Source organism: Lacinutrix chionoecetis (assembly GCF_053604665.1).
The window spans coordinates 125,527-148,704 of sequence record NZ_JBSHNQ010000087.1; the positions used below are offsets into that span (position 1 = coordinate 125,527).

Genomic DNA, 23,178 nt, shown 5'->3' on the forward strand with positions numbered 1-23,178 from the left:
AAATCCCTAAATAACCAATGAAAAAAACACAACTTACCTTATTAGTAGCAATTACCCTATGTTTTGTTACAAAAAGCTTCTCCCAACACAAAAATTACGATATTAAAAACGGCTTTGGCTTGTTTGGAGGAATTACACAATTCGATATTATTACAGACAACTTTGAAACCACAAAAGGCGATGGTTGGATTGGTGGCATGAGCGCTACGGTAGATATTCCTCATAAATGGTACAATGCCAGTTATGGTATGCAATTATCCGAAAACACAATTGGAATTTCAGGCAGAACTTCTAATACCGATTTAGCGGTTCAGGAATTAGAATACAAAATGTTTACAGCGCAAATTGCTTTTTTATGGCATGCCAAATTAGCTGGAAGTTTTGTAACCATAGATTTTGGACCCATGTTACAATACAATAGCGATTTAGAATTAAAAGACGAGCAGCAAGAAAACTTTATAGTTAATAATTACAACAACTTAACAGCCAATGATATTACAGAAATCTCGAATTTTAATGCCAATGGAACCGTTGGTATTACTGCAGGTTTTAGTTTTATAAAGTTTAAGGCACATTATATTTATGGCTTCACCAATACCCTAAGCAAGTTAAATAACAACAACGAATTAGATTTATTAGGCAACGACAAAAAGTTTAACGGACACCAATCTATTTTTACCTTTTCTGCAATGATTACGTTTTAAGTTTAAGTTATTATATTGCAGGAGGTTATATTTAACTAATAATATTATTAATCATGATACAAAAACTACTTTTATTACTTGTCACGATACTTTGCTGTGGAACTATTTTTGCGCAAAGCGAAAAACTAACCATTGCGACCAATTGGTTAGAAGACAATAAACATCTACTAAATATTCAGGACAATCACGAATTGGATATGCAATATAGCAGAGCAGGACTTGCGGGAGAAACCTTTCGTTTTTACCAGATGATGAATGGTGTACAGGTTTTTAATGCTGAAGTTACCGTACACGTTTCTAATAGAAACAGTGTTACTTTTCATGCTAGTACTTACGATCCATCTATTGAAACGATAAATACAACGCCAACAATTACTGAAGCGCAAGCTTTTGAGATTGCATTAACAAACCTGAATGTTGAAGCTTCAAGTATTACTCAGCAAGAAAACAAACTTTTTATTATAAAAAACAACGATAATCCTATTTTAGTAAGAAGAGTTTATGTTCATGCTTATACCAAAGCAGGAGCTTGGGAAGTCATGGTAGACGCACAAACAGGAGAAGTTATAAGCTCTAAGGATGTTGCTATTTACTATCATAAGCAAAAAGACAAGGATAAGAATAAGCAAAAGAAGGAAGAAAAGGCTTCTTCTGTTATGATGGCAACAGGAACAGCAATGATTTTTGATACAGATCCTTTAACAGCAACAACAAGTGCTTATGGCGGACAATATGTAGATGGAAACGATGCTACAAACGCGGCCTTAGATGCAGCAAGAACACCTGTTACACTTTTAGATATAGAGCTTTCAGGTGGTAACTACAGGTTAAGTGGACCATATACTGAAATTGCAGAATTGAGCTCACCTAATAAAGGGTTATTTATTCAAACTTCAAATAATTTTGAATTTAACAGACAAGAAGATGGTTTTGAGGCTGCAAATACGTACTACCATACAGATAAAAGTATGCGATATATTAATAATGATTTAGGCATAGCTTTAGCTCCACCACAAAATGGTGGCGTTATTCGTTTTGATCCTCATGGAGCAAATGGAGCAGATAACTCTTATTATTCTGGAGGAACCTTAAATTTTGGCGAAGGTTGTGTGGATGATGCCGAAGATGCAGATGTAATTTTGCATGAATTAGGTCATGGATTACACGATTGGATTACTAATGGTGGTTTATCGCAGGTAAATGGATTAAGTGAAGGTAGTGGAGACTATTGGGCAAACTCTTACAAAAGAAGTTTAGGTTTATGGTCTGCAGGTGATGCGGCAAGAAACTGGGTTTTTGGTTGGGATGGACATAACGTATGTTGGAATGGTCGCTCAACAGTTTATGGGGCGCAATATCCTGGAGGTTTAACAGGGTCTATTCATACAGACGGACAAATGTGGGCAACAACATTAATGGAAATATGGGAAGATATAGGTCGTGAAAAAACAGATAAAGCTTTTTTGGAGGGTTTAGGGATGACCAATAGTGGAACCAACCAACAACAAGCTGCTGTTGCAGTAAGACAAGCGGCTATAGATATGGGAACAGCAGGCGGTTATACCTGTGCAGATATTCAGGCATTTACAGATAGATTTAATGCACAAGGTTATAATATGCCAGCCTACACTTGTAATTTAAGTGTAGAAGAGTTTACAGCTAATACCATTTCAATATTCCCAAACCCAACCCATGGAATTATAACATTAAAGCATATCGAGCAAGAATATAACGTTGCTATATTTAATATGTTAGGTCAAAAAGTAAAAGACCAAACCATTGATGCAACATCCAATACTATGGATGTTTCAAACTTAGCAACAGGCACTTATTTCATTAAATTTAATGGAATAGATACTGTATTGAAGTTTATAAAAGAGTAATTATTTTATAATACTTAAAGTAAAGCGAGCTCAATTTAATTAAGAGCTCGCTTTTTTTATTTAAAATAGCTATGAGATTTATAGTATAGCAATTACATTTTCAATACGTTTAATCGTTTCGGCCTTACCAATCATAAACATAATATCAAATACATCAGGACCTTGTAAAGCGCCAACAAGTGCTAAACGTAAAGGCATCATTACTTTTCCAAAAGCAATATCGTTTCCAGTTATCCAGCCTTTTATTTCTTTTTGAAGTGTTTCTACTTCAAAATTTTCAATATTAGAAATAATAGAGACTAATTGTGTCATTAACGCTTTAGTATCCTCTTTAAAAGCTTTTTTAGAGGCTTTTTCATCATAACTATTTGGAGCAACAAAAAAGAAGCTGCTTAAATCCCAAAAGTCGTTTACAAACGTTGCACGTTCTTTTATTAAGCCAACCACTAATGAAATATAATTTGTGTCAATGTCTTTTAGTTCAGAACGGTTTTTTTGAAAAGCTTCAGCTAATTCATCGTTATTTTGTTCTTGCATATAATGGTGATTAAACCACTTAATTTTATCTGGATCAAATCGAGCACCTGCTTTATTAACACGATCTAAATCGAAAGCCTGAATTAATTCCTCTAAGCTAAATAACTCTTGTTCTGTGCCTGGATTCCAGCCTAAAAAAGCTAAAAAGTTAATTACTGCATCTGCAAAATAACCTTCTTCTTTATAACCTTTAGAAACGTCTCCATCTGGAGAAGTATACTCTAATGGAAACACAGGAAAACCTAACTTATCTCCATCGCGTTTGCTTAATTTGCCTTTTCCGGTAGGCTTTAAAATTAATGGTAAGTGTGCAAATTCGGGAGCTTTCCAACCCAAAGCAGTATATAACTGCATGTGTAAAGCTAAAGAAGGTAACCATTCTTCACCACGAATAACATGCGAGATTTCCATTAAATGATCATCGACAATATTCGCCAAATGGTAGGTTGGCATACCATCGCTTTTAAATAATACCTTATCGTCTAAAACATTGGTATCAATTTTTATATCACCACGAATAATATCTTTTAGGTGAAGCGTTTCGTCCTTAGGCGACTTAAAACGGATAACATAATCGTCTCCAGCATCTAATTTTGCCTGAACTTCTTTGGCATCAAGCATAATAGAGTTGGATAAAAAGTGCCTGTTATGCCAGTTATAAATAAAGGTTTTACCTTTTGCTTCGTGGTCTTTTCTATAGTAATCCAACTCATCAGACGTATCGAAAGCATAATAAGCATCTCCACTAGCAATAAGCTGGTCTGCGTACTGCTTATATAAATGCTTACGTTCACTTTGTCTGTAAGGTCCAAATGTTTCGTTTTTACCAGGTCCTTCATCAAAAGGAATATTACACCAATTTAAGGCATCAATAATATATTGCTCGGCACCTTCAACATAACGGTTTTGGTCTGTATCTTCAATACGCAACACAAATGTACCCTTATGTTTCTTGGCAAATAAATAGTTAAAAAGAGCTGTACGAACACCTCCAATATGTAACGGTCCTGTTGGACTTGGTGCGAAACGCACACGAACGTTTTTAGACATTGTTTTTGTGAAATATTAACGCTTAAACAGTTTATATGTTTAAGGTACTTATTAATTAACATCCTGAACTTGTTTCAAGATCTGGATTGCAAAGATACAATTAACACATAATTATTAGAGATTGAAAAATAAAATTGTAGTTTTATGAGTTAAAAACAAGCGAGTACGCACTTGTTTACAAATGATGAAGTAAGATTAATGAATAATTATAAAAACATACAATATAAGTTAGAGCAGTTTATAAGAAAGTTTTATACTAACGAACTTATTAAAGGAGCCATACTCTTTTTTAGTATTGGCTTGCTATATCTTTTAATTACATTGTTGATTGAGCATTTTTTATGGCTTAACCCTATAGCGAGAACAGTGTTGTTTTGGCTGTTTATTGCTGTTGAATTAGGATTATTTATTAAGTTTATTGCTATCCCTTTAGCGAAATTATTTAAGCTTCATAAAGGAATTAATTACGAGGAGGCATCCTTGCAAATAGGCAATCATTTTCCCGAGGTTAACGACAAGCTGCTTAATGTCCTTCAGCTTAAAAAAACCAATTCAGATTCTGAGTTGCTTGTGGCAAGTATCGATCAGAAATCGGCAGAATTAACGCCAATTCCGTTTAAATTGGCCATAAATTTTAAGAAAAATGCTAAATATTTAAAATACGCAGCCATTCCGTTACTTATTATATTAATAGTTGCTCTTTCTGGAAAATTAAACTGGTTTAGCGATAGCTACGAGCGTGTGGTAAATTATCAAACAGCCTACGAGCCTCCAGCACCTTTTCAGTTTTTTGTATTAAATGAAAATCTGCAAGCCGTAGAAAATAAAGAGTTTCGATTAATTGTTAAAACCGCTGGTAATGTTATTCCTGAAAATGCACAAATAAGCTTTAATAATGAGACTTATTATTTACAAAAACGTGGAGCAGGAGCCTTTGAATATGTATTCGAGCAACCAAAAAACAACATCACATTCAATCTAAGCGCTAATAATGTTAACTCTAAACCATACACCATTACCGTTGCTCCTGTACCAACTTTACTGGGTTTTGACATGGTTTTAAACTACCCTAATTATACCAATAAGCGGGATGAGGTTTTAAAAAGCACAGGAAATGCAATAGTACCTGTAGGAACAAACGTTACTTGGAAATTAAGAACTAAAGCTACAGATTACGCCACACTTTATGCTAAAGACACCACTAAGTTTGCAAATAACGAGAACGGAGATTTTACTGCTGGAAAAAGACTTTATAATAACTTAGATTATAGCATTGCCACAAGCAACGAGCAACTTAAAGATTACGAAAATTTAGCCTTTAACATTCAAGTTATTCGCGATGAATACCCAGAATTAAAATTACAGTCTAAAGTCGATTCGTTAGATCAGCAATCACTATATTTTTTCGGTCAGGTGAGTGATGATTACGGATTAAGTAAGCTACAATTAGTCTATTATCCAAGCGGAAATGATAAAGATAAAAAGATAGAACGTCTTCCTATTTCTGGAACTAATTTTAGCGAGTTTGTTAGCGCGTTTCCTAACAATTTGCAAATTACGGAAGGCATTAGTTACGACCTGTATTTTGAAGTATTCGATAATGACGCAGTTAGTAAAAACAAGAGTACTAAAAGTAGCGTGTTTAGCTACAGAAAACGAACCGCCGATGAAGAAGAGCAGAAACAGTTACAGGAACAAAATGAAACAATTCAAGATTTAAACAAATCTTTAGAAAAGTTTGACGATCAACAAAAAGAGTTAGAGGAACTTTCTAAAACCCAAAAAGAAAAGTCTGAACTTAATTTTAACGATAAAAAGAAATTCGAAAACTTTTTAAAGCGCCAGAAGCAACAAGAGCAGATGATGCAGAAGTTTAATAAAAAGCTTCAAGAGAATTTAGAAGATTTTCAGAAAGAGAATAAAAAAGAAGACGAATTTAAAGAGGATTTAAAGGAGCGTTTAAAAGAAAACGAAGAGCAACTTAAGGAAGACGAAAAACTTTTGGAGGAACTCGAGAAACTGCGTGAAAAAATGAATAAAGAAGAGTTTTCTGAAAAATTAGATAAACTCGCTAAGAAAGCAAAGAACCAAAAGCGAAGTTTGGAACAAATGCTGGAATTAACAAAGCGTTATTATGTCAATAAAAAAATGGAAAAAATTGGCAATGAGTTAGATAAGTTAGCAAAAGAACAAGATAAATTAGCCAATGAAGAGCCAAAAGATAATACGAAAGAGAAACAAGAAGAATTAAACAAAAAGTTTGAAGACATCCAGAAGCAGCTAGACGAGCTCGAAAAAGATAATCAAGAATTAAAACAACCTGTAAAGCTGCCAAGAGATGAAAATAAAGAGGAAAACGTAAAAGAAGATCAGGAAAAAGCATCAGAAGAATTAGAGAAAAAAGAACAGGCTCCAAACGAAGAGCAAAAGCAAAATCAGAACGCGAAAGCTAAGCAAAAACAAAAAGCAGCTGCTCAGAAAATGAAAGAAATGAGCATGAAAATGCAAGCACAAATGGGCCAAGCAGCTCAGGATGCTCTTCAGGAAGACATAGAAATGTTACGCCAAATTCTCGATAATTTAGTCTTGTTTTCTTTTGATGAAGAAAAGGTAATGAAGCAATTTAAAAGCATTGAGGTTAACCATAATGAATATGCTACTTATTTAAAAAAGCAAAAAGAGTTGCGCACGCATTTTGAGCATATAGACGATAGTTTGTTCGCCATGTCTTTACGCCAGCCTAAAATATCGGAAGAAGTTAATAAAGAGATTTCCGAAGTGTATTTTAATATTGACAAAGCGTTAGCAGAATTAGCCGAAAACAATTTATACAAAGGCGTTTCTGCGCAACAATACACAGTAACATCTGCAAATAATTTGGCGAATTTTTTAAGTGATGCTTTAGAAAATTTACAAAACGCCATGGCAATGCCATCTCCAGGGCAAGGGCAGGGTGAAGGTGGTATGCCACTACCAGACATTATTATGAGCCAGGAGGAGCTAAACAAGCAAATGAAAGAAGGCATGAAAAAAGGCGATGGAGACAAACCTCAGGATGGAGAAGGTGATAAATCTGGCGAAAAACCAGGAGACAAACCTGGAGACAAACCTGGCGAAGGCAAAAAACCAGGAGAGGAAGGAGAAAATGGCGAAGCAGGTGAAAACGGTAAACAGGGTGAAAAAGGCAAGAAAGGTAAAGATGGTAAAGGAGGCGAAGGTGAAGGTGATGGCAAAAACGGCGAAGGCAAAGGTGGAAACCAAGAAGGAGGAGATGGTTTTAACGAAGACATTAATGGTGAATTATTCAAGATTTACCAACAACAACAGCTTATTCGTCAGGCTTTGGAAGATAAATTAGCAATGGACGAAAAAAATGGTAAAGGCACACCTGCAAATGCGAAACAGTTGCTTAAGCAAATGGAAGATGTGGAGTTAGACCTTATTAATAACGGTTTTACTAATGAAACGCTCTCGAAAATGATGAATTTACAGCATCAGCTTTTAAAAATGGAAAAAGCAACCTTTCAACAAGGTCAGGATAACAAGCGAAAATCTCAGTCGAATAAGAAAGAGTTTTCAAATACAACTAATAGTCAAATACCTAAGGCTAAAGAATATTTTAACACTACCGAAATTTTGAATAAGCAAGCACTACCTTTGCAGCAAGTTTATAAACAAAAGGTACAAGAATACTTCAAACAAAAAAATGATTAGTTTCAATTACGAAAACAGTTTTAAGCTTCCTAACGAAACTAAAATTTCAAATTGGATATCTTCTGTTATTAAAGCTGAAGATTGTAAAGAAGATGAGATAAACTATGTTTTTTGCGACGATGACTATTTACACAAATTAAATGTAGATTTTCTACATCACGACACACTAACAGATATAATTAGTTTTGATTATTCAGTAGGAAAAACACTACAAGGAGATATTTTTATTTCCACAGAAAGAGTGTTAGATAATGCCAAAGATTTTGATACTTCTTTCGAAGATGAAATTCATCGTGTAATCGTTCACGGCATTTTGCACTATTGTGGGTATAAAGACAAAACTGAAGATGATGCAAGACTAATGCGAGAGAAGGAAAATTACTATCTAAATTTACTGCATTAGAATTCGTTAATTCGTCGTATATTTGCAAACTGATTTTTCAGAGAGTTACAAATTTTTTAGGTTTGTTTATTTGTTCCACGTGAAACAATTAGAACAACACCTCAGTTTAATAAAAATGACACGTATTTAATATTTATAAATTAGATGTTTCACGTGGAACAATTTTAAAGTTATGTTTAACGAAGTATATGATGTTATTGTTGTAGGAGCTGGTCACGCAGGTAGCGAGGCTGCTGCCGCTGCTGCTAATATGGGTAGCAAAACATTATTAATTACAATGAATTTGCAGAACATTGCTCAAATGTCATGTAACCCAGCTATGGGTGGAATTGCCAAAGGACAAATTGTTCGTGAAATTGATGCGCTTGGTGGCTACAGCGGGATTGTTAGCGACACGTCTGCTATTCAGTTTAAAATGCTAAATAAATCTAAAGGTCCTGCAATGTGGAGTCCTAGAGTACAAAGCGACAGAATGCGCTTTGCTGAAGATTGGAGATTGTTATTAGAGCAAACAGAAAATCTTGATTTTTATCAGGAGATGGTTTCTGGATTGCTTGTTGAAAACGGAAAAGTAAGAGGTGTAAAAACATCTTTAGGGATTACAGTAAAAGCCAAAACAGTTGTATTAACTAATGGTACTTTTTTAAACGGATTAATACACATTGGTGATAAAAATTTTGGTGGTGGAAGAGCTGGCGAAAGAGCTGCAACTGGTATTACAGAACAGTTAGTTAATTTAGGTTTTGAGTCGGGTAGAATGAAAACAGGAACACCACCACGAGTAGATGGTCGTTCTTTAAATTATTCTAAAATGGTTGAGCAGCCTGGTGATAAATCACCTGAAAAATTCTCTTATTTAGATACAACAAAAGCTTTAGAGCACCAACGCTCTTGTTATATGACACACACTAGTAATCAAGTGCATGATTTGTTGCGTGAAGGATTCGATCGCTCACCAATGTTTAATGGCAGGATTCAAAGTTTAGGACCCAGATATTGCCCTAGTATCGAAGATAAAATAAATCGTTTTGCAGATAAAGACAGTCATCAATTATTTGTAGAACCAGAAGGATGGAATACAGTTGAAATGTATGTGAATGGGTTTTCAACGTCACTGCCCGAAGATGTTCAATTTAAAGCAATGCGTTCTATTGTTGGTTTTGAAAATGTAAAGTTCTTTAGACCAGGCTACGCTATTGAATACGATTATTTTCCACCAACTCAATTAAAACATACTTTAGAAACCAAGTTGGTGGAAGGTTTATATTTTGCTGGACAAATAAATGGCACAACAGGTTACGAGGAAGCTGCATCGCAAGGCTTAATGGCTGGAATAAATGCTGCACTTCAAGTCCAGGAAAAAGAACCTTTTATTTTAAAAAGAAACGAGGCATATATAGGTGTGTTGGTAGACGATTTAATCACAAAAGGTACAGAAGAGCCTTATAGAATGTTTACATCCCGTGCCGAATACAGAACATTATTAAGGCAAGATAATGCAGATTTTAGGCTAACACCAAAGGGATACGAATTAGGATTGGCAAGTGAGAAACGTTTGAAGCGCATGGAAGAAAAACGAGAAGCTTCAGAGAAATTTGTACAGTTCTTTAAAGATACAAGCGTGACCGCAGAAGAGGCTAATCCTGTTTTAGAAGCTAAGGATTCTGCTGCTGTAAAGCAGCAAGGTAAAATGCATAAGTTGTTTGCAAGACCAAATATTACTATAGATGACATGCGTAAAATACAGTCTGTTGATGATTATATTAAAACCCATGAGCTGGATAGAGAAGTAATAGAGCAAACAGAAATACAAGTTAAGTATTCTGGTTACATTGATAAAGAAAAAAACAATGCGGACAAGTTAAACCGATTGGAGAACATTAAAATACCAACTAATTTTGATTACTCTAAATTACAATCCATGAGTTTGGAGGCGCGAGAGAAACTAAATAAAATACAGCCGGTTACTATTTCTCAAGCATCTAGAATCAGCGGTGTTTCACCAGCAGATATTTCTGTGTTATTAGTTTATATGGGGAGGTAAATACAGGGTTAGTATAATAAACGTTCCACGTGGAACAAATCAATTAAAGACTTAAATTTTGAAAGCAAACAGTTTGATTTTACTATTTATGTTAGGCTTTTTTTCATTTGTTTATGCTCAAAATGTGGTTGGTAAATATATAAACGAAGTACAATTTAAAGACAAAGATATTCAACCAGCTCAAAATAAACTCTTAAATTTAGAAGGCACTGAATTAATGCTCTTAAGAGATGATACTATTCAGATTATGTATTCAAAAACAATATGGCTAAAAGATCTTATATTAAAGAGAGTTGAATAATTAGCAATTATAAGTGGAGAAAAAACATCAAACAAATATTTCAGTAAAGGATTATTCGGTTTCTGGAGAAGCATTTAAACTCGTAGAAAATAAAGCATATGGTTATTTAGAAACACAACCGCAACCTAGTTTAGATAAACTTTCAGATTATTACGAAAGCGAAGATTATATTTCGCATACCAATTCAAAACGAAATCTTTTTGAGAGAGTCTATCATGTTATCCGTAATATTTCCTTAAAAAGAAAAATAAAGCTTATCAATTCATTTAATACAAATGAAAAAAAAATATTAGATATTGGTTGTGGCACAGGCGCTTTTTTAAAAGTTGCTAAAGATAACGGTTGGGAAGTTGTGGGTATTGAACCTAATGAAAAAGCAAGAACAATAGCAAATACAAATTGTTTAAATGCTGTCTACGATGTCGACCAACTCGAAGTGATGGAACCAGAGCGTTTTGATGTTATTACCTTATGGCATGTTTTAGAGCACTTACCAAATTTAGCTCATCAAGTTTCCATTTTAAAAACACTTTTAAAACCAAACGGAGTAGTAGTAGTCGCTGTACCTAATTATAAAAGTTACGATGCCAGTTTTTATAAAAATTTTTGGGCTGCTTACGATGTACCAAGGCATTTGTGGCATTTCAATAAGGCGTCAGTTTCAAAGTTGTTTAAGTCTAAAAGCATGACTGTAGAAAAAGAGCTTCCTATGCTTTTCGATGCTTTTTATGTGAGTTTACTTTCAGAAAAATATAAAACGAATACAATGAATCCATTCCGTGCTTTTTTTGTTGGGTTGTATTCAAACTTGAAGGCTTTAGGATCAGGTGAGTATTCTTCAATAATTTACATCATTAAAAACGATTAAAATTGATTATAGCATGCTTAATTAGCCTATTTTTAATATAGACATACAAATTGCTTTAAATAACTTTAAAACGCGTTAAAACGTCTTATTTATAGCTAATTTCTATAAATTCTAATTATGAAGTTGTTTTGTTAATATAAATAAAACTTATAATCCATATTTCTGCCTAATTATTAATATAAATTCCTTTAGGCTTTCCTATTTTTGTGCGAATTAAAAATTTAAGAAATGAAAAAAATAATATTGCTAGTCGCTGCCACAATAAGTCTATTGTCTTGTAATGAACAAAAAATTGGATATATAGACAATGGAAAAGTAATAAACGAAATTCAAGAGAAAAAAGACATTGAAGCCAAATTTAAAGTTCGAGAAGATGCCTTCAATGCGAAAGCAGACAGTTTAGAAAAATCTATTCAAATGGAAGCGCAGGAGTTTCAAGTAAAAGCGCAACGTATGAGTACTGCCAATCAAGAAAAGGCTTATCAAGAATTAGTGCAAAAAAAGCAGTTGCAAGATCAGCGTCTGCAATTCGAGAAACAACAATTAGCTCAATCCTTTAGAACGGAAATAGATTCTGTAATAGTAAAGGTTAAAAACCATGTTAAAGATTATGGTAAAAATAACGGCTACACGTATATATTAGGCACCAGCGATGCTGCGGCAAGTGTAATATATGGTAAGGAAGAGCAGGACTTATCAGAAACTGTAATTAAAGCCTTAGATGAGGCGTATAAAAAATAACTTTAGTAAACAATTAAATAAATAGAACGCTAAATGGTTATTTAGCGTTTTTTTTACGTATTAATCTCTTATATTTCAGCCCTTTCAAATATTTAGCTATCTTTATTGCAATAATTTAACGCTATTAATTATTCTATACAATGATGATGAAAAACTGTTTAACCTTCAGTTTCATTATCTTTACTTTTATTGGGCATATGTATGCTCAAGAAGCGGTTCCATTTAAAGTTCAAAAGGAATTTTATATATATGGAGACGCAACTGTTATTGGAAATAACATATTAAGTAAAGATGCTAAAGAAGCTTTTAACGATACATCACTTACCAATGATGATATTGACATGGTTTTTGTTGATATAGACAACGATCCTTCTACTTTTAACTCCAGTAATGCGAGTTTAAAACTACCAGAAAACCAAAACAAAATTGTGTATGCAGCCTTGTACTGGACAGCAACCTACAGTTACGAACAAGGTTACAGGCAAGAATCTGGTGGTCAGTTTTTATTTCAAGGTAAACGTATAAAAAAACGTGACGACATAAATAACGTTAAACTCAAATTACCAAATGATAGTTATAAAGACATTAAAGGGACCATTATATTCGATGGTGATAAAGACAGTGCTTTTACATTAAATTCCCCTTATGTTTGTGTTGCAGATGTCACTAAATTGTTGAGAAATTTAGATGATGTTAATGGTGAATATACAGTAGCAAATGTTAATGCTACTAAAGGTTTTATTTCTGGCGGAAGTGCTGCTGGATGGTTACTTTATGTTGTTTATGAAGCACCAACAAAAAACCCAAAATATATTACTACTTTCGATGGTTTTGCGCACGTGAGTAACGTACCAGTAAAACTTAAGTTTAATAATTTTAAATCTTTAGAAAAAGGAGATGTGCAAACGGTTTTAACTTTTGCAGCACTCGAAGGCGATTCGGCCCTAACAGAAGATGAGTGCATATTAATAAACCCAATCACCAAAAGGGCGTCATCTCTAAGCACAATCGATCGTCCGCGAAATAATTTTTTCAATAGTAAAATCACTAATAATAGTACTGTTTTTAGCAACAGGTTTCCTAAAAGCGAAAACACCTTAGGGTTCGATATTGTTTCTTTGGATGTCACTAGTGAACCACAGCCGTTAATAGATAATAATACTACTGAAATTGAGGTGGTTTTTAACACGGAATCCGATAGGTTTTACATGTTTTTTACTGCATTTCAAACAGAAATAAGCAAGAGTTCTTACGAAGAAAATAAAAATACTGTAGTAGAAGTTCCTCAAGATGACAACACAAACGAAATAGCAGAGGCAAAACCTAAAAAAGAAAAGCCCGCAAAAAAAGAAAAAGAAAAAAAGGTTAAAGCCAAAAAGTCTAAACGTGAAAAACCACAAAAAGAAGAAAATAAAAAAGAGCGTTTAGCAACTACCGAAGCGCCACTCATTACGGAAAAACCTATACAGCCAAAAGAAAAATTTTTTACTCCAAAAACCGAAATACCTGAAACAACAACCTACCAACCGCAAATTGAAACCAAAGAAAAACCATTACCTATATGGCTAAAAAAGAAACAACAAGAGGAAGTTGTTGTCGTAGAAGAGAATAACGTTTACCAACCAGACGTAGCATTAAAAAACCCAGATTTTTTTAATAATTCTCTTGTAATGAACAGAGAAAACTACGAAAAGCTTTTAACCAAAGAAGACTATGTATACGAAACACAAAAGTTCAAGCGTATGCTCAACCAAGAAACAACCTACATAAATGGTGTTGAAAAAGGATATTACGTAATTGCCGGTTTATTATACGATTTAGACCATGCTTTAGAATACCAAAACGAACTAAAAGACCAAGGCGTAAATTCTAAAATTTTTAAAGATATTTCTCAAGAAAAGTATTATGTATACCTCTTTAATTCTGAAAATTTCTACGATGTTTTTATGCTTAGAAAAGCATTTATAAAAAGCGAATTTTTAGAGCAGGTTTGGATATTAAATATCAATATAGAAAAGCAAGTCATTAAAAAATTATAAAACTAACCGTAAAAGGAAAAGGTGTTTTTTAACAAAGAAATTCTTATAGTTTCAGCATTAAAAACTTCGCCATCTGCCTGCATGTAAAACCCTTCTTCTTGGGCAATTTGTAATGTTAAACGTTTCGTTTTAAAAGTACTTATTTTACTAGCTTTATGGACTCTACCATTATAGAGCTTAGGTAAATTTTTTATAAAATCCCAAACATTAAAATTGGCTACATTGGTAACATCTAACAAACCGTCCTTTGGGTCTGGGTCACTGGTTAATTGCATACCTCCTCCAGAATATTTGCATAAACCAACAATAACCATCATCGATTTTGTATTAAATTCTTCCTTATCACTGGAAATATAAATTTCAAAATTTGAAAGTGACACTAAGGCTTGGCAGGCAGCGATAAAGTAAGATAACCTGCCCAACCGCTTTAATTTCTCGGTTTTTTTAGAGACTAAACCGTCAAAACCAATACCAGCAATATTATTGAAATAAACAGGCGGATTATTAGAGTCTAAAAATTCTATTTTACCAAGATCCTGTTTATAAATACGATTCTTTTTTATAAGCGAAATAGCGTCTTCCATTCGGTTTGGAATGTTATAATGTTTTGCCCAATCGTTACCTGTACCTATAGGGATAACACCAACCTGTATTTTTGAACATGCTTCGATATTTTGATGCATGATCCCATTAACTATTGCATGCAAAGTACCATCTCCACCAACGCAAATAATGTTTTTAAAACCTTGGCTAATTGCCGTTGTAACCAATTCTGTACTATGCCATTTGTATTTGGTAAAGGCAAATTTATAATTAAAGTGAGAGGCGTTTAGAAGCTTTTGTATCGTTGGCCAACGTTTTAAAGCAGTGCCGTTTCCAGACTGAGGATTAATAATTACAAACCATTTAAGAGCATCCATTTACTCCGATTTTTTGTGAAGCAATCGCGTTAATTTTATAGATAAATCGGTAAGGATAATTTTTGAGTTACCATTGCGCTCAATATGATAAATAGCATCTTGCAACTCGTTTGAGATATCTATAATATTATTGTTATGTACAAAAGGTGCAAACTTACTGAGCTCAAACTTTTCATTTTTAATTTCCATGTAAACCAATGCATCTGCATTGTAGTTTAATAACAAGGCCTGCCTAAAAAAATCTAAGCAAAAGTTTAAAAAATGCTTCTGTGTTTCGCGACCAGTTTTAGCTATTTCTTCGCTCCACTTTATTAAATCATGAATGGCCGATTTATTTCCTTTAGCTTTAAAGGCAGCACGAATCCAGTAAATAAACCAGGTTTCAAATTGGGTGTCTTCGCTATCGTTATAAACTAAATCGCAGGCTTTATTGTAATTACCATTGGCTTGATGCGCTAATTTAGTAGCTACAGTTTCACTTAAATTAAAATTTTTAATAAGTGCGTTTTTAATATCGACCTCTGCCAAAGGAGGAAAATGTAAAATCTGGCAACGAGAGGTAATAGTATTAATAATCTGTTCTTCTTCTTCAGCAATAAGTATAAAAACAGTTTTATTTGGAGGCTCTTCAATGAGTTTTAAGAGTTTGTTAGCTGCTGCAGTATTCATTTTTTCTGCCATCCAAATCAACATAACTTTATAACCACCTTCGTACGATTTTAAAGCCAGAGACTTAATAATATCTTGGGCTTCATCGACACCAATTTGTCCTTGCTTATTATCAACACCCAAGAGTTTATACCAATCGAATAAGTTACCGTACGGTTGCTTAATAAGTAAATCACGCCATTCTTCTAAAAAATGACTGGAAACAGGATGTCTTTTTACCTTATCGTTAGTAGTAACTGGAAAAGCAAAATGTAAGTCTGGATGCGAGAAATTCTTGAACTTTAGATTACATGCTTCGTTTCCCTTATTATTTTCTCCCTCTGTATTAGAACATAAAACATACTGCGCATATGCAATTGCCATAGGTAACGTACCGGAACCTTCTGGACCTATAAATAACTGTGCATGTGGTATACGACCGTTATCTACGCTTGCAGTAAGGTGTTTTTTTATATGTGTTTGACCTATTATTTCACTAAAAAGCATAAAGCAAATATAGTTCACGCAGGAAATAAAAACTATTTTTTGCTCTGTATAAGTTTAAGCATTAATATTAACTAGTTGAACTAAAAACGGAGTCGTAGTATTTCCATATATTTGAATCTTGAAATATAGTAACGCTAATTTTTAAAAGATTAAACCAGTTTTAATGAGATTTTTATTTTTAATTTTTCTCTCGTTTTTAGGGTTATACAACCTTTATTCACAAGAAAATCAAGCTATTAAAGATAGTTTGGGATATGATGGTGTTGATTTTAAATCACGAAATGAATTTTATATTTATGGAGATGCCAAAGCTATTGGAAACAGCATTTTAGGTGAACATAAAAAAAACGAGTTCAACGACATGAATGTTGATAATGACGATGTAAAAATGAAATACATTGACATAGACGACGATAAATCGACTTTTAGCTCCAGTGCAGCCCAATTAAAATTACCAGATAATCTAAAAAAAATCACCTTTGCCGCATTATATTGGACAGCTACTTATAGTTTAGAAGAAGGTAAACGCCGAAAATCAAGAGATAGCTACGAATTTAAGGGCGACTTTAGGCAACAAACAGCCATAGATACCATTATGTTTAAAACACCAGCAGGTGAATACAAAACCGTTGGTGGCGAAATTTTATACGATGGTGCTACTAACCCAACACATGCTATAAATTCCCCCTATGTATGTTATGCTGATGTGACCAAAATTTTACGAGAGGCAGACACATTAAACGGAAACTATACCGTGGCAAACATTAAAGCATCGCAAGGTTACATTTCTGGCGGAAGTGCAGCAGGATGGATGTTGTACGTAGTATACCAATCTCCAACAGATAATCCAAAGTACATTGCCGCTTACGATGGTTTTGCATTAGTAAATAATTTACCAGTAGATATTACCTTTAAAAACTTTAAAGCCGTAGATCAAGGCGATGTAAAAACATCCTTGGTTGTGTCTGCCTTAGAAGGCGATTTAACATTAATGCAAGATGAATGCGCAATAATAAAACGCGATGGTTCTTATCAATCCTTAAGTAATGGCGCAAGAAACCAGCAAAACTTCTTTAATAGTGCCATAACTAACAATAGTTTGGTTAATTACGATCGTATTCCAAGTAGCCGAAACACATTAGGCTTTGATATAGCTGAGTTAGAAATACCCAACTATAACAACTCTATTATAGACAATAATATGAGTTCTACAACCCTACGATTAAAAACAAAATCTGATCGTTTTTACATGTATTTTGCAGCATTTCAAACAGAAATTAGTCAAGATTTCTTTGAAGATGTTGTCGAAGAAAGCCAACCTGTAAGTAAAGTTTCTAAAGTGGAGCCGCAGGTTATTAGAACAACACAAGCCGAAGCTAAAGAAAATAAAAGAAAATACGTTTGGAAACCACCAGGAATTAAGGATTTTAATTCAAGAGATTTTAAATTATTAGTATCTAAACGCTCAACCAAGTTTAACAATGTAAGTGGTGGTTATTATGTAGTAACAAATGTATTTTCCGAAAGTTTTAGAGCTCGAAAATGGGAAGCCTACATGATAAAAAAAGGCTACACACCAGTAACTGTAAAAAACCCAAAAAATAATTGGGAATTTGTTGCAATTTTACAAACCAACAGTGCCAAAGAGGCATTTGCAAAACAACAGGAATTAATACAACAATACCCCTTTAGAGACACTTGGATATTAAAAGTTAACTTAGATTAAAACATTATAAATGAAAACAATAGACGATTTTAATTTTAAAAATAAAAAGGCATTAATAAGGGTAGATTTTAATGTTCCATTAGATGATAATTTTAAGGTTACCGATGCCACCAGAATAACATCCGCAAAACCAACACTAATTAAAATTTTAGAAGATGGCGGAAGCTGCATTTTAATGTCGCATTTAGGACGGCCAAAAGGAGTTCAAGAAGAATTTTCTTTAAAGCACATCGCTAATACTGTTGAGGACATTATTGGCGTAGAAACCAAATTTGTTTCTAATTGTGTTGGAGCAGAAGCTGAAAAAGCAGCTTCAGAATTAAAGCCAGGCGAACTATTAATTTTAGAAAACTTACGCTTTCATGAAGAAGAAACAAAAGGAGATAGTGGTTTTGCAGAGGAACTTTCTAAACTTGGAGACATTTATGTTAATGATGCTTTTGGAACAGCACACAGAGCCCACGCCTCTACCACAGTAATCGCTAAATTTTTCCCAGATAATAAATGTTTTGGTAAATTATTGGAACAGGAAATAAAAAGTATCGATAAAGTTTTAAAATCGGACGAACGTCCAGTTCTAGCCATTTTAGGAGGTGCAAAAGTATCTTCAAAAATCACAGTGATAGAAAATATTTTAGACAAGGTTGACGATATTATTATTGGAGGCGGTATGGCATTTACATTTGTAAAAGCTAAAGGCGGCAATATTGGCGACTCTTTAGTAGAGAATGATAAATTACAAATGGCTTTAGATATATTAAAGCAGGCCGAGGCAAAAAATGTAAACATACATCTACCTACAGACTCGGTCATCGCAGATGCATTTAGCAACGATGCCAATATTAAAATTAACGATATAAATACTATACCAGAAGGCTGGATGGGACTAGATGCTGGACCAGAATCCAGAACACAATTTCACAAGGTCGTAATGCAAAGCAAAACCATTTTATGGAACGGTCCTTTAGGAGTTTTTGAGATGGAAAACTTTTCTGAAGGAACTATAGCTCTTGGTAATTCTATTGCAGAAGCAACTAAAAAAGGAGCTTTTTCATTAGTTGGAGGAGGAGACTCTGTAGCTGCAGTAAAGCAATTTGGTTTCGAGAAAAAAGTGAGCTACGTAAGTACTGGAGGAGGAGCTATGTTAGAAAGTTTAGAAGGTAAAACCTTACCAGGAATTGCAGCGATTTTATCTTAATACATGCATTTAAATACCATTTTAGGTTATTTAACGTTAGTTTTAAAACAAAAAATTTAATGAGATCACTTTCTAAATATATCTATTTTTATTGCTTCTTTTTCTTCGTTTTTTTGCTGAATGCACAAGATGCGCCCGAAGTTAAAACAACAAGGTTATCAGAATCTGAATTAATTGCAGGCGAAAGCTATGTAATAGATACTATTATTGATGGTAAAGCGCTCTTTAAAAAATCTATAGAACCCATTGTTGAAGTTGATTTAACAAAACAATTAAATGATCATGAACTCGCTTCAGAGTTCGATAAAAAATGGATGGAAGAGTTATATAGCACTTCACTTTTCGATACCATTTACCGTGATGTAACAGACTTAAAATACGAAGCCGTTTACTATCCAGAGTTATCTACAGACACTCTAAAGGCAAGATTACAACGACTAAATGCAAAAACACCTTTTAATGTAGAATATAATCCACAATTAGAAAACCTGATAAAACGTTGGTTAAAAACAAGGCACCAATCTATGGAGCGTTTAATGGGATTAAGTAAATTTTACTTTCCAATGTTTGAACGCGAATTAGACAATTATAATATACCGTTGGAGATGAAATATCTCGCCATTGTAGAATCTGCATTAAAACCAAGAGCAAAATCTCGTGTTGGAGCAACAGGTTTGTGGCAATTTATGTTTGCAACAGGAAAACAATATGGTTTAGAGGTAAGCAGTTATGTAGACGAGCGTAGCGATCCTATAAAATCTACAGAATCTGCATCTAAATACTTAGCAAAATTATATCAAATTTTTGGGGATTGGGATTTGGCATTAGCAGCCTATAACTCAGGACCAGGTAATGTAAATAAGGCTATTAGACGATCAGGTGGATATAAAAATTACTGGAATATTAGACCTAATTTACCACGTGAAACAGCGGGTTATGTACCAGCCTTTTTAGCAACCATGTACATTTTTGAATACGCAAAAGAGCATGGCTTTATACAACATAAGCCACAATTTAATTATGTTGAAACAGATACAATTCATGTAAAACAGACGATAACTTTAGATCAAGTTTCAGAATTTACAAATGTTAAAATAGAAGTGCTTCAATTTTTAAACCCTTCATATAAATTAGACATCATCCCATACATAAAAGGAAAAAACTACACATTAAGATTGCCAAGAACTGTAGTAGGCGCTTTTGTTAACAACGAAAAACAAATGTACGCCTTTGCTAAAGCAGAATTGGATAAGCGGGAAAAACCAATGCCTCAGTTATTAACATCGGATACTAAAACACGCTACAAAGTAAGAAGTGGCGATTATCTAGGAAAAATAGCAAGAAAATTTGGTGTGCGTGTAAGCCAGATAAAAAAGTGGAATGGACTGCGTAGTAATGACCTTAAAATTGGTCAGCGATTAACTGTCTACCCTCGAAACCCTTCGGCAACGACAACAACTTCAAATACGCCCAAAAGTGTTTCAAATTTTAGTGGAAAGACGTATACTGTAAAAAGTGGAGACTCACTTTGGAGCATTTCGCAAAAATTTCCTGGTGTTTCTGTTCAAAATATCAAAGAATGGAACGATATTAGTGGTACTAATTTAAAACCAGGCATGACATTACGCGTGTCTAAAAGTTAATGCTTTAAAATAAACATATTATGCGAAAAATAATACTAATTATAGCTGTAATAATTACTGCTATTTCATGTAAAGATAGCGATAAACCTGGTACAAGAATCCTTCCGGATTCTGCTGGACCAGTTAATAAAATTGCAATTGTAATAGACAACGAATTATGGCAAAACTCTGTTGGTGAAACTATTAGAAATGTTATGGCACAACCCATAGATGGTTTACCGCAAGAAGAACCTATGTTTTCTTTAACCCAGATACCAACTCAAGTATTTACTGGTTTTGCTAAAGAAAACAGAAGTATTTTAAAAATTGAGCAAGGCATTGCCGATTTTAAGATTGAAAGAGACGTGCACGCAAGGCCACAAAAAATTGTAACAGTTTCTGGAAAAAATATTGCAGAAATTAAAGAGCAAATAACCAAAAACGCAGATAATATTACTGAAGCTTTAAAAGCCGAAGAAATAAGGTACAAGCAACATCAAATGAGTAAATCGCTTTACCAATCTAAAGATATTGAAGAAGCATTAAATATTAAAGTACGATTTCCTTCTTATTATCGTGTGGCTAAAACAGAAGCCACTAAAGAAGATAAATTTTACTGGATTAAACGAGACATCCCAACAGGTTATACAAACGTTTTGTTTTATCAGATTCCTTTAAATGCCATTAAGAAGAATGACAGCTTGGTGAGTCAGATAATAAAAATTAGAGATTCTATTGGAAAAAAATACATTCCAGGACCTGTAGATGGGAGTTATATGGCTACCGAAATGGCCTATGCTCCACATGTTTTTGAAACTATTATAGACAATAAACCCACTATAGAGGTAAAAGGGCTTTGGGATGTAGAAAATCAATTCATGTCAGGCCCTTTTATTACTTACTATATAGAAGATAAGGTTAATAACAGATATGTTGTAGCCGAAGGTTTTGCTTACGCGCCATCGGTATCTAAACGTAATTACGTTTTTGAATTAGAATCCATTATTAAGTCTATTAAAATAGATTAAAACTAAATTCATACCATAAAAAAACCATCGCTTTGCGATGGTTTTTTTATATCGTTTAATTAAGGATTTTACTTCTTCTCTTTAGCGTTTTCCTCTTCTTTACTAGCGTCTTTAAATTCTTTAATACCGCTTCCAAGTCCTCGCATTAATTCAGGTATTTTACGACCTCCAAATAATAATAAAACAACCACTGCTATTAATACTACTTGCGGCCAACCAATAAATAATGGTAATGTAAATAAATTCATAACTTTTAAATTTAAGCTACAAAGTTAATAATTAAAGTTTAATTAAAGCGTTTAAAAGTTAACTTTAGCATATTGTAAAATAATGTCATAATAATTTTATTTACTTTTGTTTCAACATAAATTCCAATGGCTAAGAAGACAAAAAAGACAAAAAAAATATCAAAAAAACTACTTCACAAGTATCGTTTAGTCATTTTAAATGAAGACACTTTCGAAGAACGTCTGGCATTTAAACTCACACGTTTAAATGTTTTTGTATTAGTTGGTATATCAACAATTATGCTTATTGCCTTCACCATTCTACTCATAGCCTTTACACCTTTAAGAGAATATATTCCAGGATACTCTTCAACAGCACTCAAAAAACAAGCAGTAGAGCTTAATTTTAAAACAGATTCCTTACAGCAAATTATAACCTACAACGACCAATACTACGCGTCTATAAAAAAAGTATTACAAGGTGAGGTAAATACAGTGGAATTTAATAGAGACTCAATAATTGAGGCTGCCAATATAGATGCCAGTAATGTAGATTTATCTGCAAGTGCTGCAGATTCGATATTAAGAGCTAAAGTAGATAAAGAAGATAAGTACAACCTGTTTGAAACCGCAAGATCGAAAACCAATTTTGTGCTTTTTCCTCCCGTTAATGGCGTAATAAGCGAACAGTACAATGCAGAAGAAAAGCATTATGCGGTAGACGTTATAGTTGCCAAAGACACGCCTATAAAAGCTACTGCAGATGGTACTGTAATATTTGCAGAGTGGACAGCCCAAACAGGTAATGTTATTATTATAGAGCACAGTCATGGATTAATTTCAGTTTATAAACACAACGCATCGCTTACCAAAACGCAAGGAGATTTAGTAAAGGCTGGAGAGGTAATTGCTACAGGAGGAAGCACAGGTGAGTTATCAACAGGACCACATTTACATTTCGAGCTATGGAGTGATGGTTATCCTGTAAATCCCACTAATTTTATAGATTTTAAATAAT

The 23,178-nt window shown here is 33.7% G+C and carries 18 protein-coding genes; 14 read left to right on the plus strand and 4 right to left on the minus strand.

The window, feature by feature from the left end:
- Positions 1-17 precede the first annotated feature (17 nt).
- Positions 18-704, plus strand: coding sequence for a hypothetical protein (locus ACVC43_RS15440; protein WP_452225441.1), 687 nt, complete (start codon positions 18-20; stop codon positions 702-704).
- 53 nt (positions 705-757) lie between these two features.
- Entirely contained in the window at positions 758-2,587 is a 1,830-nt protein-coding gene (locus ACVC43_RS15445; protein WP_452225442.1) for a T9SS type A sorting domain-containing protein, read from the plus strand.
- 78 nt (positions 2,588-2,665) lie between these two features.
- Here ACVC43_RS15445 and gltX read toward each other — a convergent pair whose 3' ends face one another.
- Positions 2,666-4,174, minus strand: coding sequence for a glutamate--tRNA ligase (gene gltX / locus ACVC43_RS15450; RefSeq protein WP_452225443.1), 1,509 nt, complete (start codon positions 4,172-4,174; stop codon positions 2,666-2,668).
- Between the two features lie 198 nt (positions 4,175-4,372).
- Between gltX and ACVC43_RS15455 the strand changes: the two genes are divergently transcribed.
- The 7 genes from ACVC43_RS15455 (at position 4,373) to ACVC43_RS15485 (ending at position 14,284) form a co-directional block, all read left to right on the plus strand.
- Entirely contained in the window at positions 4,373-7,888 is a 3,516-nt protein-coding gene (locus tag ACVC43_RS15455; RefSeq protein WP_452225444.1) for a DUF4175 family protein, read from the plus strand.
- Positions 7,881-8,291: an rRNA maturation RNase YbeY gene (gene ybeY, locus ACVC43_RS15460; RefSeq protein ID WP_452225445.1), complete on the plus strand. Its 411-nt coding sequence runs from the start codon at positions 7,881-7,883 to the stop codon at positions 8,289-8,291. The genes ACVC43_RS15455 and ybeY overlap by 8 nt, the downstream gene beginning before the upstream one ends.
- A gap of 172 nt (positions 8,292-8,463) precedes the next feature.
- A complete protein-coding gene (gene mnmG / locus ACVC43_RS15465; RefSeq protein ID WP_452225446.1) occupies positions 8,464-10,335 on the plus strand; it encodes a tRNA uridine-5-carboxymethylaminomethyl(34) synthesis enzyme MnmG in 1,872 nt (623 codons plus the stop codon).
- 58 nt (positions 10,336-10,393) lie between these two features.
- A complete protein-coding gene (locus ACVC43_RS15470) occupies positions 10,394-10,636 on the plus strand; it encodes a hypothetical protein (protein WP_452225447.1) in 243 nt (80 codons plus the stop codon).
- A gap of 13 nt (positions 10,637-10,649) precedes the next feature.
- On the plus strand, positions 10,650-11,504 hold the full coding sequence (locus tag ACVC43_RS15475; RefSeq protein WP_452225448.1) for a class I SAM-dependent methyltransferase: 855 nt from the start codon (positions 10,650-10,652) through the stop codon (positions 11,502-11,504).
- 228 nt (positions 11,505-11,732) lie between these two features.
- On the plus strand, positions 11,733-12,245 hold the full coding sequence (locus ACVC43_RS15480; RefSeq protein WP_452225449.1) for an OmpH family outer membrane protein: 513 nt from the start codon (positions 11,733-11,735) through the stop codon (positions 12,243-12,245).
- Positions 12,246-12,385: 140 nt separating this feature from the next.
- Positions 12,386-14,284, plus strand: a complete 1,899-nt coding sequence (locus ACVC43_RS15485; protein ID WP_452225450.1) for a hypothetical protein — start codon at positions 12,386-12,388, stop codon at positions 14,282-14,284.
- Positions 14,285-14,286: 2 nt separating this feature from the next.
- On the opposite strand, the gene ACVC43_RS15490 is transcribed toward ACVC43_RS15485, so the two are convergent.
- Both ACVC43_RS15490 and ACVC43_RS15495 read right to left on the minus strand, forming a co-directional pair.
- Positions 14,287-15,204, minus strand: a complete 918-nt coding sequence (locus ACVC43_RS15490; protein ID WP_452225451.1) for a diacylglycerol/lipid kinase family protein — start codon at positions 15,202-15,204, stop codon at positions 14,287-14,289.
- Positions 15,205-16,359 (minus strand): DNA polymerase III subunit, encoded by a 1,155-nt coding sequence (locus tag ACVC43_RS15495; protein WP_452225452.1) that lies wholly within the window; start codon positions 16,357-16,359, stop codon positions 15,205-15,207.
- Between the two features lie 163 nt (positions 16,360-16,522).
- Here ACVC43_RS15495 and ACVC43_RS15500 point away from each other — a divergent pair, with 163 nt between their 5' ends.
- Genes ACVC43_RS15500 through ACVC43_RS15515 form a run of 4 tightly spaced genes read left to right on the plus strand, consistent with a single transcriptional unit; the run spans position 16,523 to position 21,933 of the window.
- Complete coding sequence (locus ACVC43_RS15500; RefSeq protein WP_452225453.1) at positions 16,523-18,085, plus strand: hypothetical protein; 1,563 nt, start codon at positions 16,523-16,525, stop codon at positions 18,083-18,085.
- Between the two features lie 10 nt (positions 18,086-18,095).
- Positions 18,096-19,283, plus strand: coding sequence for a phosphoglycerate kinase (locus ACVC43_RS15505; protein ID WP_452225454.1), 1,188 nt, complete (start codon positions 18,096-18,098; stop codon positions 19,281-19,283).
- 59 nt (positions 19,284-19,342) lie between these two features.
- Complete coding sequence (locus ACVC43_RS15510) at positions 19,343-20,926, plus strand: LysM peptidoglycan-binding domain-containing protein (protein WP_452225455.1); 1,584 nt, start codon at positions 19,343-19,345, stop codon at positions 20,924-20,926.
- A gap of 20 nt (positions 20,927-20,946) precedes the next feature.
- Positions 20,947-21,933, plus strand: a complete 987-nt coding sequence (locus ACVC43_RS15515) for a DUF4837 family protein (RefSeq protein ID WP_452225456.1) — start codon at positions 20,947-20,949, stop codon at positions 21,931-21,933.
- 68 nt (positions 21,934-22,001) lie between these two features.
- Here the strand turns inward: ACVC43_RS15515 and tatA are convergent, their stop codons facing one another.
- Positions 22,002-22,181 (minus strand): twin-arginine translocase TatA/TatE family subunit, encoded by a 180-nt coding sequence (tatA, locus tag ACVC43_RS15520; RefSeq protein WP_452225457.1) that lies wholly within the window; start codon positions 22,179-22,181, stop codon positions 22,002-22,004.
- A 126-nt stretch (positions 22,182-22,307) separates the two neighbouring features.
- Between tatA and ACVC43_RS15525 the strand changes: the two genes are divergently transcribed.
- Positions 22,308-23,177, plus strand: a complete 870-nt coding sequence (locus tag ACVC43_RS15525) for a M23 family metallopeptidase (RefSeq protein ID WP_452225458.1) — start codon at positions 22,308-22,310, stop codon at positions 23,175-23,177.
- Position 23,178 lies beyond the last annotated feature (1 nt).